Raw genomic sequence first — 16426 nt, 5'->3', positions numbered from 1 at the left:
TTACAACCGGTCCTCTGGCGACCGACTGCTGGTGGAGTGAAAAAATGAGCCGTAATCTTTTTCTGAGGAGTAGCGGGAAGGGAAAAAAGCCCGGCGGTCAGCCGGGCAAAGAAGTCACCTGCACACTCAGGCTGTTTTCAATTTCTGCACTCGCCTTTCGCGACGAATTTTACGTTCTTCCAGCACCGCAACCATCGCCATCAGAACGATACAGCCAATGGCTGCCGCATCCAGCGCCGCAAAGGTGCCTGCCCAGCCGGTGAGGCCGAAAATTGGCGTACCGTCGGCAATCATCCCCAGCCCCAGCTTGGCGAAGCTGTCGCCGATCAGATAAGCGAAGGTGCCTTTAATCCCATCGGCTGCGCCGATCGCTTTTTTCGGTACAAACCCGACCGCCGCCACGCCAATCAGCAGCTGTGGACCAAATACCAGGAAGCCGAGCGCAAACAGGGACGCCAGGTAAACGTACTGGTTGCTGGCGTGCTGGTAGATGCCGAGCGTGGCGATAATCAGCGCCAGCGCGACGCAGGCCACCAGCGCGCGGCGGCCATTGGCGAGATCCGAGAGCCAGCCCCACAGCAGCGTGCCGACCAGCGCGCCCACTTCAAACAGGGTGAAGCCCTGAATCGCGACTTCTTTAGAAAGCTTCAGCTCCTGGAAGGCATACACCGTCGACCACTGGTCGATGCCGATACGCACCACGTACAGGAAGATGTTTGAGAAGCACAGCAGCCAGATCACTTTGTTTTTCAGCACGTACTCAACAAAGATCTGCCATTTGGTCATCTCGTTTTCTTCGGTCTCTTTGTCCTCTTCGCTGATCTCCTCGCCGAACAGCTCTTCGGCTTTGCCGAGGCCGTAAGATTCCGGGGAATCGCTGCCGAAGCGCAGGCCGATAAAGCCGACAATCAGGGCGATAATCGACGGGAAGATAAACATGCCGATCACGTGGCCATCGAACAGATAGTTCGCGCCGAACAGCGCCACGCCTGCCGCGCCCGCACCGCCGAGGTTATGCGAGATGTTCCACATGCCGAGGTACGAACCACGCTTGCGGCGCGGGGTCCATTTGGTGATGGTGGAGTAGCTGCACGATCCGCCGGTACTCTGGAAGAAACCACTCAGGGCATAGAAAGCGATCATCAGGAACAGGCTCACGGAGCCTGCGCCCATGCTGGCGCTGAAGCCGAGCATACAGATGGCGGAGAGAATCAGCATAAACGGCAGGAACTGCTTGGTATTTTTACCGTCCGCATAGTAGGAAACCACCGTTTTCCCCACCCCGTAGGTGATGGAGAATCCCAGGCCAATCATCCCCAGCTGCGTCATGCTCAGCCCGTAGGTCGAGATCATGTCGTTCTGCGCAATGTTAAAGTTTTTGCGGATCAGGTACATGGTCAGGTAGCCGATGAAGACCACCAGATACGACTGCATGAACGGTTTGAACCACATTTTGCGCCGCACGTCGAGCGGCAGATCCAGGGTCGGCTTGCGCACCTGATTGAGGAAGGCCAGCATGGTTTGCTCCTGAGCTGATTTTTACCTGCGAATGGCAGGCATTGTAAAAATCAGCCGGGAGAGATGCCTGAGACAGCGTCCAGGTAAAACCGGGAAAATTTCTTAGTTTTGCGCCACTCGGCAGTAAAAGGTGAAGTGTGTCACGCTTCGCGCGGGGCCTGCGCGTGCAGGAAGGGCAGCAGCAGCAGGGCAGAGATCCCCGCCGCGATGGCGATGACCGCGAAGAAACCGCTCCAGTGCCAGGTGTCGATCACCCGCGCCAGGGGCCAGCCGGAGAGCGATGCGCCAAGATAGGCAAACAGCCCGACAAACCCCGTCGCCGCACCCGCCGCCTCTTTGTGCGAGCACTCCGCCGCGGCCATGCCGATCAGCATCTGCGGGCCAAACACGAAGAAGCCGATGGTGAAGAAGCATGCCGCCTGCATCACGTAACTGGCGAACGGCATCAGCCACAGCGAGCCGACGGAGAGCAATATCCCGGCGGCGAAGATCAGGTTCATCGGGCCTCGGTTGCCGTTAAACAGCTTGTCCGAGCCCCAGCCTGCCACCAGCGCGCCGATAAATCCGCCCAGCTCGAACATCGTGACCGCCGAGTTGGCGGTGACCAGATCCACCCCGAGCGTCTCCGACATGTACAGATTGCCCCAGTCGTTGATCGCCGCACGTACCACGTAAACCAGCACGTAACAGAGCGAGAGTAGCCAGATGTAGGGATTTTTCAGCACGTATTTGGTCAGGATCTCTTTGCGGGTCAGCCCCGCCCCTTCCTGCTGTTGGGCAATCTCCATCTCGTCGTGCCGCCAGTCGCCCACCGCAGGCAGTCCAACGGTTTGCGGCCTGTCGCGCAGGCGCCAGCAGAGGAACAGCCCGGCAACAATCGCCAGGCCCCCGGCAATCATCATCCCTGCGCGCCAGCCGTAGTGCAGCGCCGCCGCACCGACCACCATCGGGATCAGCGCCCCGCCGACGTTATGCGCGGTGTTCCAGATTGCCCACCAGCCGCCGCGCTCGTTGCGCGAGTACCAGGCGGTGAGCAGGCGGGCACAAACCGGCGCTCCCCAGCCCTGGAAAAAAGCGTTCAGTGCCCACAGCAGGGCAAAGGCCCACAGCGAGGTGGAGAAGCCGAACAGGATATTTACCACGCCGGTGGCAATCAGCCCGACGCCCATAAAGTAGCGCGCGTTGGAGCGGTCGCTGACGATGCCGGAGAAGAACTTCGACAGGCCGTAGGTGATGTAAAACAGCGTCGCCAGCAGGCCGATATCGGTACGCGTCATCACGCCGCTGGCGAGGATTTCCGGCGCGGCGGCGTTAAAGCTTTTGCGGGTAAAGTAAAACAGCGCATAGCCAAGCCAGATGGTCATCAGGATATGGCGGCGCCAGTAGCGGTAGCGCGCGTCTATTTCCGCTTTGTCGCCTAGCGGTGAGGCGTTGGCAGGCATTTTAAACATGGTGGTTCCTTAGCGGCAGGCTGACGCTAACGCGCGTCCCGTGGGTACAGGAGATAGCCAGCGTGCCACCCAGCGCCTTCACGCGCTCGCGCATGCCCGCCAGGCCAAAACCCTGCTGGCCGGAGCCCGGCGGCAGGCCGCAGCCGTCGTCTTCAATCACCAGCGTCAGGCGATCGTTCTGCTGGCCGCCCTGAATGGTGACCGCGCTGGCATTGGCGTGTTTGACGATATTATTCAGCCCCTCCTGACAGACGCGGAACAGCGTCACGCGCTGGCCTTCACTCAGCGCCCGTTCATCAATACGCCAGTCGAGATGGCTGACGATGCCGCGGCTTTCCAGCTCCATCTCGCGCATCAGGGAGCGTATCGCCTGCTCAAGTGACAGGTCGTCAAGCTGGCGCGGACGCAGCCGTCCCAGCAATCGGCGAACGGCGTCATAAACCCCCAGCGAAAGCTGTTCAATATGCGCCCCCCCCTGCTTCACACCGGCATTTTCCGCCGCCAGACGCTGGACAATGCCCGCCTGGGTGCGGATGGCGGTGATGGTCTGGCCGATGTCATCATGCAGCTCACGGGCGACCTCCTGCCGCACGCTCTCTTCCGTCTCCAGCAAACGCTCCGCCAGACGGCGATTACGCGCCAGCTCGTTTTGCAGAGACTGGTTCAGCTCGCGCAGACGCTGGATCCCCGCCCCCAGCAGCAGCCCGGTCAGGCTTTGAGCCAGCAGGGAAAGCAGCAGGTCCACCGGATGGTCGTGCCAGGTCTGGCTGGCAATGAGCGCGATGGCGTTCATCAGCGTGGCAATTAAGGCGCCCTGCCAGCCGTAGTGCCAGGCGAGGGCGATGATCGGCAGCGCCAGACAAAACGGTGTGAAGCGTGAAAGCTCTGCGGGCAGGCCGAGCTGTAGCCACAGGCTCACCACAAACAGCAGCAGATACCAGATGAGATGCCGGGCGCGCCAGTTGACGGGCTGGGAGACCAGCGCAGGCCCCAGCGGCTGCCAGACGGTGCTGGTGAGGTAGTGCCAGAAAACCAGACAGGTCGGCGCAAGGGTCAGCCCGCCGGTGAGGGTCAGCAGCAGGGCGTTGAGCATCTCCTTGTCGCCAGCCCACGGCAGCGATTGCAGCAGCGCGGCGGCAATCAGCGCCGCCCCCTGACGCAGCAGCGTGCGCCAGTCACGCTGGTGACGATAACGGGAAATGAGCGCAACCGGGATAAGCGTGAGCAGGCTTCCGGTCATCAATAATGGCAGCTGCGTGAGCGCAACTTCCTGCGCCAGCCAGACCAGCATCAGCCACTCTGCGCCCAGCAAAACGGGCCAGTAGCCGCGCGGACATTGCAGCATCAACCCCAGACGCAGGCCGAAGGGGAACAGCAATACCGCCAGCTCGGGTCGCTCCACCAGATGCAGGCTGATGCTCCACAGGCAGAACCATGCGGCAGAAAAGATAAAAAAGCTGGCGACGACGGCGATCAGCCGCGAAAACAGCGGGTTCATTGCCAGCTATCAAACATGCGGCGCGCCAGCTCGACATCGTTGCTGACGTTGAGTTTTTCCATCAGATTGGCGCGGTGAACGTGGACGGTTTTTGGCGACAGGTCCAGCTCGGCCGCAATCTCTTTCACCGACATCCCCTGTGCGAGTTTCTCTGCAACCTGACGTTCGCGTTTAGTGAGCGGATCCTGACGTCCGGCCGCCAGCTTAATGGCGATATCCGGTGTTAAATAGCAGCCGCCGGTGGAGACGGTACGCACGGCGGCGATCAGCTCGTCCGGGCTACAGCGTTTTGAGAGGAACCCGCGTGCGCCCGCGTTGAGCGCCTGCTCGACCAGCGCCGGGCTGTCGTGGACCGAGAGCATGATCGTCGCCATCCCTTTCGGCAGCTGGCTTAACAGCTCCAGACCGGAGAGATCCGGCATTGAGATATCGCAGATACAGACCTGCACTCCGCGCCCCGGCAGGCCCGCCAGCGCCTCACGACCGGAGCCAAACTCGGCCACGACCTGAAAATCGGGTTCGAGGTTGAGAAGTTGGGCAAAGCCGGAGCGGACGATAAGGTGGTCGTCGATGAGAGCGATGGTGGTCATGTTTGATCCTGCGGTCTGAAAACGCCGGATGGCGCTGCGCTTATCCGGCCTACAAGAGCGAAAGACGCTTACCTTAAGCGATCTACTCGAAAAACACCGCAATTTTGTTAAACATGGTGGGATCGGACTGGTTGCGCGCCACTTTGGTGACATCTTCCAGCTTGTCGATCTGCGCCATCATCTGCTCCAGACGCTGGTCATCGTTGACCAGTAGCCAGATGCGGCTGTGCTCGCTGCCCTGAATCGGCAGACAGAGAATGCCTTCCACGTTAAACGCCCGGCGGGCAAACAGCCCGCAGACGTGGGTCATGACGCCAGGATGGTTGCGGACGGTGAGTTCCAGAATGACGTTATCATGTTGTTTCTGCATGGCTTATTCTCCCACCATCTCAGTATTTGCCGCACCCGGCGGCACCATCGGATACACTTTTTGTTCAGGGTCGATACGCACGTGGATCAGCGCCGGGCCGGGACGCGAAATCGCCGCCTGCAGCGCCGCGTGGGCATCCTCTTCGGCGTTCAGATCGCAGGTGTGAAGGCCAAAACCGGCGGCAATCTGCATAAAGTTAATCATTCCCGGATAGGTCGCGGCAAATACGCCCTGCTTGTAGAACAGGCTCTGCTGCTGGTGTACCAGCCCCAGCGCCTCGTTGTTCATCAGAATGATTTTGACGTCTAACTGGTTTTCGGCCGCGGTCGCCATTTCCTGAATGTTCATCATCAGGCTGCCGTCACCGGAGAAGCAGATGACTTTGCGGTCCGGATTCGCCAGCGCCGCGCCCACGGCAGCAGGCAGGCCAAAGCCCATGGTGCCGAGGCCACCGGAGGTCAGCCACTGGCGCGGACGGTTCAGCGGGTAGGCCTGGGCGGTCCACATCTGATGCTGGCCCACGTCGGTGGTAATAATCGCGCTGTCGTCCACGCAGGCGGCCACAGCGTTGATAAGACCATAGTGGCTCAGCGGATCGCCCTCGGTCGGGATGGCGCCCGGGAACTCTTTTTGCAAATCGGCGACCAGCTGACGCCAGTCGGCACGGTCGGCTGCGTCCGTCTGCGGGATCAGCTGCGCCAGCACTTCAGCCACGTCGCCCTGAATGGCCACGTGCGGCTGCTTAATTTTACCCAGCTCGGCGCGGTCGATGTCCACATGGATGATTTTGGCGTTCGGGCAGAACTGCTCGGTTTTGCCAATCGCCCGGTCATCAAAACGCGCGCCCATTACAATCAGCAAATCCGCTTCTTGCAGGATGTAGTTGGTGCTGCGCGCGCCGTGCATGCCCAGCATGCCAAGAGAGAGCGGGTGCGCTTTAGGCAGCATGCCGAGCGCCATCAGGGTCATGGTGGTGGGCAGGCTGGCTTTTTCAGCGAACTGGCGGATTTCATTCGCGGCGTTAACCGCCCCACCGCCCAGATAGAGCACCGGGCGTTTGGCGGCATTAATCATCGCCGCGGCGTCACGCACGCTCTCAGCACTGAATTCCGGCGCGGGGGCACGGTCGCCCGGCTCTGGCAGCACGTCAATCTCGATCTCTGCGGTCTGGACATCCTTAGGAATGTCTATCCACACCGGGCCCGGGCGGCCAGACTGCGCAATGCGAAACGCATCGCTGATAACCTGAGGAAGCTCGCTGATATCGCGAACTAAATAGTTATGTTTGGTGATGGGGATAGAGATGCCGTAGGTATCCACTTCCTGGAACGCATCGGTACCGATCATCGAAGACGGCACCTGGCCGGTAATGCAGATCAGCGGAATGGAGTCGAGGCGCGCGTCGGCGATGGCCGTTACCAGGTTGGTAGCCCCCGGCCCGCTACACGCCATACAAACCGCCGGTTTCCCCTGGGTACGCGCCATGCCCTGCGCGATAAAGCCCGCGCCCTGCTCGTGGCGAGCCAGCACGTGGCGGATTTTTGTGCTTTGGCTTAACGCATCGTACAGCGGCAGCACCGTGCCGCCCGGGATGCCCGCAACCGTGGTGATGCCCTGTCGTTCCAGCAAATGAACGATCAGCTGCGCGCCCGTAAAACGCGTCTTAGTAGATGTTGTGCCCGAACTTGCCATGCTCCAGTCCTTTTCTTCTGAGCCAGCCTTCCGGGGAGGGTCCTAAACGAAAAACCCCGCCCGGTTTGCGCCGGCGGGGTTTTGGATTCGTGTGTTGATCCAGTCCCTACGGCGCATTGCCGACGACCACCACCACACGCACGACGACCACTGCGGCTGGTTGCGCAGTTTTTAGTAGGGTCGAGGTGAACAGAGATGGAGTCATTAGGAACCTGTGTTTGGAATCATTGATTGAATTTATACAAACACAGGTTTTCGGGCGTGACAATGGAAATATTTTCATCTGGACAAAAATGCGTCAGGGATCACGTTTCGTTTGTTGGGTGATGAAAACAGTAGTCGGACGTGAGTATTTCATTCAATGAACAGCGCAGGCGATACCCCAAAGCGAGCAGCCAGTTTTTTTATATGGTTCAACGTCAGCTGACGTTGACCGTTCAACACCCTTGAAACCATTGATTTACTGCCAATTTCATCCTGAAAATCCGAAATAGTCAGTTTGTATTGATCCATAAGGGTTCTTAAAACGGCAATGCCCACTGGGACAGATTCCATCTCCTGGCGTAAGGCGACAATTTCGGGCCGATTGGCTTCGTAACGACGAATTCTTGCACATACGATATCCAGCAAAGGGCTGCCAGGTTCGTTCATCAGTAAATACTCAACCAGCTCAAGTGCGTCCTGGTAATCTTTCTCGTTTGGATGTTCACCCAATAAAGGAACCGCCGCGACAAGGGCATGCGTTGCTTTCATTGCATCAGCTACGATCATCATTTCTTCCCCTTAGTGCGATGTTTCTCCGTAAAACGGTCATATTCCTTATGAGTAAAAACATGGCGCACATAAAACTTTTGGCTTTCAAAGAATATGAGAGCCACTACTCTGAGTTTGTTGTTAGCAATATCAATAACATAATGCTTATCGAGATACTTCAAATTATCTAGCGTTGGAAAGATTTTTCTTAGCGCAACAGGCGTCGTGCAATGGCTCTTTTCGATGGTTCGCCCCAGAAAGAGAAGCTCCTCTCTGTGTTGCGGAAACTGGATCACCGCATCCAAAATTGCCTTCATTGAGATTAAATGCATACTGCATACCTGCCGCATCCGTTGCCATTATGGCAACAATATCACGGATTGCCAATTAGTCAACGGAAGGCCTGCTTAGGACGGACCCAGAAAACAAAAAACCCCGCCGGAGCGAGGTTTTTATCAGGGTTTTGCGGTTGGTCGCCGCAGAACACACTGTGTTACGTCAACGCAAAAAGTATACGCGATCGAGGACGAACGCGCAATTCCGGCACGGATTTTGACGTTTTTGAGTATGGGTCGCCTTTCGATTTTTGTCCAAAAAATACTGTTCATGCATACAGTATTTATCTATACTGAGGGTGTTCGCAGTGAGCGAGGGGGCCGCAGTTCTACCGGCGCAATGAAGTCCTGGCTGAAACGGGTGGTGCCGTCAGTGCCTTAACCCCTGAAGTGAGCACACTGTGTTACGTCAATCCAGGTGCTGGCAACAGGCGGCGGAAAGGTACGCCAGCATCGTGCTCCTTTTTACCAAAAGGAGACGCGTATGGGCATCGTGGATATGGTGATACTTATCCTCAAACTCATTGTTGCATTATTGCAACTGCTTGATGCTGTCCTGAAATACGTTCGGTAAGTCAGGTTCAAGTCGCACCTGAGAGGGGCGGGCAACCGCCCCTCTTTAATAACGAGGGAATGCTATGTCGCGTCTGTTAATTGAGCCTGTTACGCCTGATGAACCGGGCTATATCGCCCTGAAGGCGGAAAGTATCGCATTGAATTTCAACATGCTGCGCAGGCTGGAAGAGAACTGGCAGCGGGGTGAAAACCGCTTTAACGCGCCGGGCGAAAAGCTGCTGGGGGCGTTTCTTAACGGCAAGCTGGTAGGCGTATGCGGTCTCAACCGCGATCCCTTCAGCCAGCAACCGCGCGCCGGGCGCATTCGCCATCTCTATGTTAGCGAGAAGTGTCGCGGGTTGGGCATCGGCAAACAGCTTTTAACCGTGGTGATGGCCGATGCCAGCATCTGGTTTGATTTCCTGAATACCCACGCGCCGGATACCGCGTATGGGTTCTACCGCCGGGCAGGTTTCACGCTGGTCTCGGATGAGCCGCGGGTGACGCACCGCCTGTTTTGTGCGGTGTAACCGGCTGGCAGCATCAGGACGTGAATGTTACAGTTGAGTGACAATTCACCACCCGATACGCCATGACCATCACCGTATTCTGCATTTTGCTGTTTGCCGCGCTGCTGCATGCCAGCTGGAACGCTATCGTTAAGGCCGGAACGGACAAGCTCTATTCTGCGATAAGCGTCAGCGGCTCCGCTACGCTTATTGCGCTGGTGTTGCTCCCCTTCTCTCCACAGCCTTCTGCTGCAAGCTGGCCGTTTTTAATCGTCTCCTGCGCCTTACAGGTGGTGTACACCGTGCTGGTGGCGAAGACCTATCAGGTCTCCGATATGAGTCAAACCTACCCGCTGATGCGCGGCACCGCCCCGCTGCTGGTGGCGCTGATCAGCGTCCTGGCACTTGGCGATCGTCTCTCCTGGCTGGCCTGGTCCGGCATCGGAGTGATCTGCCTGTCGATTCTGGCGATGGCGATGAACGGGCGCATGCAGTCCCGAAAAGGGATCTGGCTGGCGCTACTGAACGCCTGTTTTATCGCCGGATATACGCTGGTGGACGGCACCGGGGTGCGGCTCTCGGGCACTGCGCTGGGCTACACGCTGTGGACCTTCTTTATGAACGGTTTTTGCCTGCTGAGCTGGGCGATGGTGGCGCGTCGGCGTGAAGCCTTTGGCTACCTGCGTCTGCACTGGAAAAAGGGGCTGCTCGGCGGCGTCGGCACCATGGGCTCGTATGGCCTGGCACTGTGGGCGATGACGCAGGCACCGCTGGCCGTAGTCGCGGCGCTGCGTGAAACCTCGATTCTTTTCGGGGCGCTGATTGCCTTTGTGCTTTTAAAAGAGAAGGTTGCGGGCCTGCGCATCGCTGCGGCGCTGGGTATTGCAGGCGGCGCTATTCTCCTGCGCCTCGCATAAATCACTGGCAACATTAGTTGCCGTTTTTGTTTACAAATCCTGCCTTCTGACGTTCATCCATTCACCATCACAATGATTAAATTGTCATCTCACTGTGGTAGATTCCTCGCGCATTTATGGGAATGCGCAGTCACTTATTCTTCATTTTTCTCTTTTGGCAAAAGTATTCAGCGACATGAAAAAACAAAGGAACGTTAACTTATTGTTGATGCTGGTGTTACTGGTGGCCGTCGGTCAGATGGCGCAAACCATCTACATTCCGGCGATCGCCGACATGGCAAAGGAATTAAACGTCCGCGAGGGCGCGGTACAAAGCGTAATGGCCGCCTACCTGCTAACCTACGGCGTTTCACAACTCGTCTATGGCCCGCTGTCCGACCGCGTCGGGCGTCGCCCGGTGATCCTGGTCGGCATGAGCATATTCATGGTGGCGACGGTGATTGCCATCACCACCCATAGCCTGACCGTATTGATTGCCGCCAGCGCCCTGCAAGGCGTCGGAACCGGCGTCGGCGGGGTGATGGCGCGAACCTTACCGCGCGATATGTACCAGGGCACCCAGCTCCGCCATGCCAACAGCCTGTTGAATATGGGGATTCTGGTCAGCCCGCTGCTGGCACCGCTGATTGGCGGCCTGCTGGACACAATGTGGTCCTGGCGCGCCTGTTACGCCTTCCTGCTGGTGCTCTGCGTGATAGTGACCTTCAGCATGGCACGGTGGATGCCGGAAACGCGCCCGCAGGACGCGCCGCGCACGAAGCTTATCGCCAGCTACAAAACGCTGTTCGGCAACGGTGCGTTTACCTGTTACCTGCTGATGCTGATCGGCGGCCTGGCAGGCATAGCGGTGTTCGAAGCCTGCTCCGGCGTGCTGCTGGGCGCTGGGCTTGGCCTGAGCAGCATGGTGGTGAGTATTCTGTTTATTCTGCCTATCCCGGCGGCGTTCTTCGGCGCCTGGTTTGCCGGACGTCAGAACAAGCGTTTCTCCACCCTGATGTGGCAGGCAGTGATTAGCTGTCTGCTGGCGGGACTGATGATGTGGATCCCGGGGCTGTTTGGCGTGATGACCGTCTGGACGCTGCTGATCCCGGCGGCGCTGTTCTTCTTCGGCGCGGGGATGCTGTTCCCGCTCGCCACCAGCGGCGCGATGGAGCCGTTCCCGTTCCTCGCGGGCACGGCGGGCGCGCTGGTGGGCGGTTTGCAAAACATCGGCTCCGGCGCGCTGGCCTGGCTCTCGGCCATGATGCCGCAGACCGGGCAGGCTAGTTTGGGTTTGCTGATGACGCTGATGGGGCTGCTGATTTTACTGTGCTGGCTGCCGCTGGCGTCGCGTGTCCCGCATCACGAGCAGGCGGTTTAACCGCATGATGGCCCGGCTTGTCGCCGGTTTTTTCACAGACGGGAGCAATCATCGCCTGTAATAACGGCTCTGGCGCAGGTCGCCAGGCGCCCTCTTCCCCGTCGTAAAACTGGAAATCCGCGTTAAGCGCATACGGAATTTTCGCCTTTTGCAGCTCGCAGGCCATAAAGGTGGCGAAGGCCATTTGCGAAGCGGTTGGCGTGAGGTGGTTTGACTCCCCCACGCCCCAGCCTCCGACCCAGCTGACGTGCCCGGTTTTTTGCTGCCAGCGCAGCGCGGTATTGATGCGATTATGGATAGCCGCTTTCTCTGCCGCCGTGCCGGACGTCCACGGGTATTTACCGTTATTTTTCAGCGGCCCCCACGGGAAAATATGCCACTCCGCCAGCAGGAAGTTCTGGCTGTGCGCAGGCAGCTTCAGGCTGGTTAAATCCTCCGGCGCGGCGCGCAGGCGCGGTGCGATGAAAATCATGCGCTGCGGGTCAATGTCATGGATCGCTTTTATGGTTTTTTCATACACGCGATTTAACGACGCGAGGTTGTGGTTGAGCTTGTCGGCGGGCTCGTAAATCAGGTCAAAACCCAACTGCGGGTAGCTCTGGCCGAAATAGTGGGCGACGGCAATCCACCAGTTGATTGTCTCTTTCTCATTATCGGCTTTCGGGTCGTTTTTATATTCATCTGCCTGATAAGCAATAATCGGGATGACACCATACTGCTCGCAGGCTTCCACCAGCTTGCGCAGATGGATGAGCCGCGCTTCCGTCGGCTCATCGGCGACGCGGATGCGCACATGGCTAATGCCTTTTGCACGAAAATCGCGTACCACCAGCGGGTCAAATTCACGTATACCGCGCTCGGTACGCGCCCAGTCTACATCCATCCCCACACCCAGCTGCTGAGCATAGCGGGCAGCCGTCATCGCCGGCTCAGCGGCAATCGCCCAGCCGGAAGAGATCAGTAACGCAGAGGCAATAAAAGGCTTTAACACGGTTTACCCTGGATAAATCGAAAGCATTACCTGTATTTAGCACGCTTTTTCACATTTGGTGTAGCGTCAAAGCGTAATAATTCTTCACCTTGCCCGTTCTCTCAGCCAGCTAATAAAGGCGTCAATTTTCGGCCACTGGCGGCCCGGAAGCGTTGAGATATAGTAATGCTGATGGCATTTGAGGGTCTTTTCACCAAACGGTGCAATCAACTCTCCCTTCTCGAGCCGTTTCTGCACCAGCCGCTTTCTGCCCATCGCCACCCCCACATCATTGATGGCCGCAATAATCGCTAAATCAGAACGATCAAAACCAATCCCCGACGATGACGGCATATTTACCGCAAAATGCTGCGCCCAGCTTTGCCATTCATCCGTACCGGAATCATTGCTCCAGGCCTGACGGTCATGCAGCAACGTACAGTGGCTGAGGTTATGGGGGTTTTTAACCAGTTGATGTTCGCGGGCGTACGCGGGCGTACAAACGGGCAAAATCTCCTCATCCATCAGGAAGTGTTGGGAAAGGTGGTTTGCCGGCGTATCGTCGAAATAGAGCGCCAGATCGATGCCCGTTCGCTGCATATTGACGTAATCATTTCCGGTCAGGACGGTGAGTGAAATCGACGGATAGCGGCGGGTAAAATCTCCCAGCATGGGAACCAGCCAGCACTGCGCAATCGATGGCCGGGAGTACACCGTTAGCGTACCGGAGAGCGCCTGGTTTTTGATGTCCAGGATCTCCTGATTCAGGGTATCGAGGGAGGATTTAAGGGTCCAGTAAACGCGCTTCCCCTCCTGCGTCAGCTCAACCTTACGGTGCGAGCGGACGAACAGCTGAATACCCAGCTCCTCTTCCAGCAGATTAATGCGGTGGCTCACCGCGCTGGGGCTGAGCGAGAGCTCCTCCGCGGCCAGCGCGAAGGACTCATGCCGGGCGGCCACTTCAAAGGTGTACATTTTCGACAGCTGCCAGCCGGTTAACAGCCGGTTTCTGGCTTCATTCGCATCGGTCATCACAATTCTCACGCGTGGTTTCTGCGCTCAGCATACCGTTTAAGGGTGAATTTATGTGAACCTAATGCAAATTAAGTGCGTTTTTTAGAGCGTAGTCACTCAGTTGATCCAATCTGGCTCACCTGAATGCCAATTTATATCGTTTGTCAGCCCCCGCCGTTTTTTCGTCCAATACCCACAGATGACATAAGGGTGAGGTGAGATATGGGATCTCAGGTCTGGGTTGTGGCAACGCTGCTGGTCAGCATTGTGTTAATTGTTTTAACCATCGTTAAGCTGAAGTTTCACCCGTTCCTCGCGCTGCTGCTGGCGAGCTTTTTCGTCGGTGCGATGATGGGAATGAGCCCACTGGATATGGTGAACGCCATTGAGAGCGGGATTGGCGGTACGCTGGGCTTCCTGGCGGCGGTGATTGGTCTGGGTACCATTCTCGGCAAAATGATGGAAGTCTCCGGCGCGGCAGAGCGTATCGGGATCGCGCTACAGCGCTGCCGCTGGCTGTCAGCAGACGTGATTATGGTGCTGGTGGGCCTGATCTGCGGCATTACGTTGTTCGTGGAAGTGGGCGTGGTACTGCTGATCCCGCTGGCGTTTTCCATCGCCAAAAAGACCAACACGTCGCTGCTCAAGCTGGCCATTCCGCTCTGTACCGCGCTGATGGCGGTGCACTGCGTGGTGCCTCCGCATCCAGCCGCGCTGTTTGTGACCAATAAGTTAGGCGCGGATGTCGGAACGGTAATTGTTTATGGTTTGATGGTAGGACTGGTGGCGTCTCTGGTCGGTGGCCCGCTGTTCCTGAAACTGCTCGGCAATCGTCTGCCGTTTAAACCGGTTCCGGCAGAATTTTCAGACCTCAAGGTGCGGGAAGAACACACCCTCCCGTCGCTGGGCGCCACGCTGTTTACGGTTCTGCTGCCAATTGGCCTCATGCTGGTGAAGACCATTGCCGAGCTGAATATGGCAAAAGAAGGTTCGCTGTATACGCTCCTCGAATTTATCGGCAACCCGATCACCGCGATGTTTATCGCCGTGTTTGTCGCCTACTACCTGCTGGGGATCCGCCAGCATATGAGCATGGGGGCGATGCTGACGCACACCGAGCACGGTTTTGGCTCTATCGCCAATATTTTGCTGATTATCGGCGCGGGCGGCGCGTTCAACGCCATCCTCAAAACCAGCGGACTGGCGGACTCACTGGCGCATATTCTCTCGAATCTGCACATGCATCCTATCCTTCTCGCCTGGCTGGTGGCGCTGGTGCTGCATGCCGCCGTAGGCTCCGCCACGGTCGCGATGATGGGCGCCACGGCGATAGTCGCGCCGATGCTGCCGCTCTATCCGAACGTGAGTCCGGAGATCATCACCATTGCTATCGGTTCCGGCGCCATTGGCTGCACGATCGTCACCGATTCTCTCTTCTGGCTGGTGAAGCAATACTGCGGCGCAACCCTGAATGAGACCTTCAAATACTATACGACGGCGACGTTTATCGCCTCGGTGCTTGCACTTGGCGGCACATTCCTGCTTTCTTTCATTATCTGAGCGCGAAGAGACGTACTATGGAAAACGCAACTATCACTACTTTAACCGCACAGTTTCCTCTGGTTGAGGATCTGATTGCCCTGAAAGAAACCACCTGGCTTAACCCACGTACCACCACGCTGGCGGAAGGATTGCCTTACGTCGGGCTGTCCAAAGCCGACGTGGACGACGCGCACGCGCGCCTTAACCGCTTCGCGCCGTATCTGGCGAAAGCCTTTCCGGAAACGGCCGTCACGAAGGGGATTATTGAATCCGAACTGGTCGCCATCCCGGCCATGCTGGCGCGACTGGGGAAAGAATATGACAAGACCATTCCCGGCACCCTGCTGCTGAAAAAAGACAGTCATCTGCCGATTTCCGGCTCGATTAAAGCACGCGGCGGCATCTACGAGGTGTTGACCCACGCGGAGAAACTGGCGCTGGACGCCGGCTTGCTGAGCATCGAAGACGACTACAGCGTCCTGCTGGAGCCGCGCTTTAAGGACTTCTTCAGCCAGTACAGCATTGCGGTGGGCTCAACCGGCAACCTGGGGATGTCCATCGGCATTATGAGCGCACGCATCGGCTTTAAGGTGACGGTGCACATGTCCGCCGATGCCCGCGAGTGGAAGAAAGCCAAGCTCCGCAGCCACGGCGTCATCGTCGTGGAGTATGAGCAGGATTACGGCGTGGCGGTGGAACAGGGGCGCAAAGCGGCAGAAAGCGATCCGAACTGCTTCTTCATTGATGATGAAAACTCCCGCACCTTGTTCCTGGGCTATGCGGTGGCAGGCGAGCGGCTGAAGGCACAGTTTGCCGAACAGGGCCGCGTGGTGGATGCGGCGCATCCCCTGTACGTCTACCTGCCCTGCGGTGTCGGTGGCGGCCCTGGCGGCGTGGCGTTTGGCCTGAAGCTGGCCTTCGGTGATAACGTCCACTGCTTCTTTGCGGAACCCACGCACTCGCCGTGCATGCTGCTCGGCGTTTACACCGGCCTGCACGACGAGATTGCGGTGCAGGACTTGGGTATCGACAACGTGACGGCGGCAGACGGCCTGGCGGTCGGGCGCGCGTCCGGCTTCGTGGGCCGCGCGATGGAGCGCCTGCTGGACGGGTTCTACACGCTTTCCGATCAAAGCATGTATGACATGCTCGGCTGGCTGGCGCAGGAGGAAGACATTCGTCTGGAACCGTCCGCGCTGGCGGGCATGGCCGGGCCGCTGCGTGTGCATTCAGATGCCAACGTCACCCACCTGGTATGGGCAACCGGGGGCGGCATGGTGCCGGAAGACGAGATGGCGAAGTATTTAGCAAAAAGCCGTTAATCGTAGGCCCGGTAAGGCGGAGCCGCCACC

17 protein-coding genes are annotated in these 16426 nt (G+C 58.0%); 6 read left to right on the top strand and 11 right to left on the bottom strand.

The features are described from left to right. Positions 1–126 precede the first annotated feature (126 nt). The 9 genes from uhpT to L977_RS14235 form a co-directional block, all read right to left on the bottom strand. On the bottom strand, positions 127–1518 hold the full coding sequence (gene uhpT / locus L977_RS14270) for a hexose-6-phosphate:phosphate antiporter (RefSeq protein WP_047343390.1): 1392 nt from the start codon (positions 1516–1518) through the stop codon (positions 127–129). Positions 1519–1658: 140 nt separating this feature from the next. Then, positions 1659–2969 (bottom strand): MFS transporter, encoded by a 1311-nt coding sequence (locus L977_RS14265; protein WP_032635256.1) that lies wholly within the window; start codon positions 2967–2969, stop codon positions 1659–1661. Continuing rightward, positions 2962–4467, bottom strand: coding sequence for a signal transduction histidine-protein kinase/phosphatase UhpB (gene uhpB / locus L977_RS14260; protein WP_047626031.1), 1506 nt, complete (start codon positions 4465–4467; stop codon positions 2962–2964). Before uhpB ends, L977_RS14265 begins: the two co-directional genes overlap by 8 nt. Next, the gene (gene uhpA, locus L977_RS14255) at positions 4464–5057 is read right to left on the bottom strand and encodes a transcriptional regulator UhpA (RefSeq protein WP_014881931.1); all 594 of its coding nucleotides are present in this window, start codon (positions 5055–5057) and stop codon (positions 4464–4466) included. The genes uhpB and uhpA overlap by 4 nt, the downstream gene beginning before the upstream one ends. An 82-nt stretch (positions 5058–5139) precedes the next feature. Beyond that, positions 5140–5427: an acetolactate synthase small subunit gene (gene ilvN / locus L977_RS14250; RefSeq protein WP_010426528.1), complete on the bottom strand. Its 288-nt coding sequence runs from the start codon at positions 5425–5427 to the stop codon at positions 5140–5142. A 3-nt stretch (positions 5428–5430) separates the two neighbouring features. Then, positions 5431–7119, bottom strand: a complete 1689-nt coding sequence (gene ilvB, locus L977_RS14245) for an acetolactate synthase large subunit (RefSeq protein WP_023331689.1) — start codon at positions 7117–7119, stop codon at positions 5431–5433. A gap of 106 nt (positions 7120–7225) precedes the next feature. After that, complete coding sequence (gene ivbL, locus L977_RS24565; RefSeq protein WP_023331688.1) at positions 7226–7324, bottom strand: ilvB operon leader peptide IvbL; 99 nt, start codon at positions 7322–7324, stop codon at positions 7226–7228. A gap of 149 nt (positions 7325–7473) precedes the next feature. After that, entirely contained in the window at positions 7474–7893 is a 420-nt protein-coding gene (locus L977_RS14240) for a helix-turn-helix domain-containing protein (protein ID WP_023331687.1), read from the bottom strand. Further along, positions 7890–8204 (bottom strand): type II toxin-antitoxin system HigB family toxin, encoded by a 315-nt coding sequence (locus tag L977_RS14235; RefSeq protein WP_045134487.1) that lies wholly within the window; start codon positions 8202–8204, stop codon positions 7890–7892. Before L977_RS14235 ends, L977_RS14240 begins: the two co-directional genes overlap by 4 nt. Before the next feature lie 487 nt (positions 8205–8691). Here L977_RS14235 and tisB point away from each other — a divergent pair, with 487 nt between their 5' ends. The 4 genes from tisB to emrD all read left to right on the top strand — a co-directional run bounded on the left by tisB (position 8692) and on the right by emrD (position 11548). Beyond that, positions 8692–8781 carry a type I toxin-antitoxin system toxin TisB gene (gene tisB / locus L977_RS25280; RefSeq protein ID WP_045281349.1) on the top strand — a complete coding sequence of 30 codons (90 nt, stop codon included), beginning with the start codon at positions 8692–8694 and terminating at the stop codon, positions 8779–8781. A 64-nt stretch (positions 8782–8845) separates the two neighbouring features. Next, the gene (locus L977_RS14225; RefSeq protein ID WP_014881927.1) at positions 8846–9292 is read left to right on the top strand and encodes a GNAT family N-acetyltransferase; all 447 of its coding nucleotides are present in this window, start codon (positions 8846–8848) and stop codon (positions 9290–9292) included. 62 nt (positions 9293–9354) lie between these two features. Continuing rightward, positions 9355–10188 (top strand): EamA family transporter, encoded by an 834-nt coding sequence (locus tag L977_RS14220; protein ID WP_045134488.1) that lies wholly within the window; start codon positions 9355–9357, stop codon positions 10186–10188. Between the two features lie 175 nt (positions 10189–10363). Further along, positions 10364–11548 (top strand): multidrug efflux MFS transporter EmrD, encoded by a 1185-nt coding sequence (gene emrD, locus L977_RS14215; protein WP_047626032.1) that lies wholly within the window; start codon positions 10364–10366, stop codon positions 11546–11548. Here the strand turns inward: emrD and L977_RS23260 are convergent. Together L977_RS23260 and dsdC are read right to left on the bottom strand one after the other, a co-directional pair. Then, positions 11451–12539 (bottom strand): cellulase family glycosylhydrolase, encoded by a 1089-nt coding sequence (locus L977_RS23260; protein WP_052192637.1) that lies wholly within the window; start codon positions 12537–12539, stop codon positions 11451–11453. The two genes, emrD and L977_RS23260, sit on opposite strands and share 98 nt — an antisense overlap. An 84-nt stretch (positions 12540–12623) precedes the next feature. Then, positions 12624–13550: a DNA-binding transcriptional regulator DsdC gene (gene dsdC, locus L977_RS14205; protein WP_047626030.1), complete on the bottom strand. Its 927-nt coding sequence runs from the start codon at positions 13548–13550 to the stop codon at positions 12624–12626. Between the two features lie 204 nt (positions 13551–13754). On the opposite strand from dsdC, the gene dsdX reads away from it, so the two are divergent. Both dsdX and dsdA read left to right on the top strand, forming a co-directional pair. Further along, entirely contained in the window at positions 13755–15092 is a 1338-nt protein-coding gene (gene dsdX / locus L977_RS14200; protein ID WP_014881922.1) for a D-serine transporter DsdX, read from the top strand. Between the two features lie 17 nt (positions 15093–15109). Further along, on the top strand, positions 15110–16396 hold the full coding sequence (gene dsdA / locus L977_RS14195; RefSeq protein ID WP_047626029.1) for a D-serine ammonia-lyase: 1287 nt from the start codon (positions 15110–15112) through the stop codon (positions 16394–16396). The last annotated feature ends 30 nt before the right edge of the window (positions 16397–16426 follow it).

It is taken from the genome of Enterobacter sp. ZOR0014, from assembly GCF_000798855.1.
In the GTDB taxonomy this organism is placed as follows: Bacteria; Pseudomonadota; Gammaproteobacteria; order Enterobacterales; family Enterobacteriaceae; genus Enterobacter; species Enterobacter kobei.
This window is presented reverse-complemented; position numbering and strand designations above follow the sequence as displayed.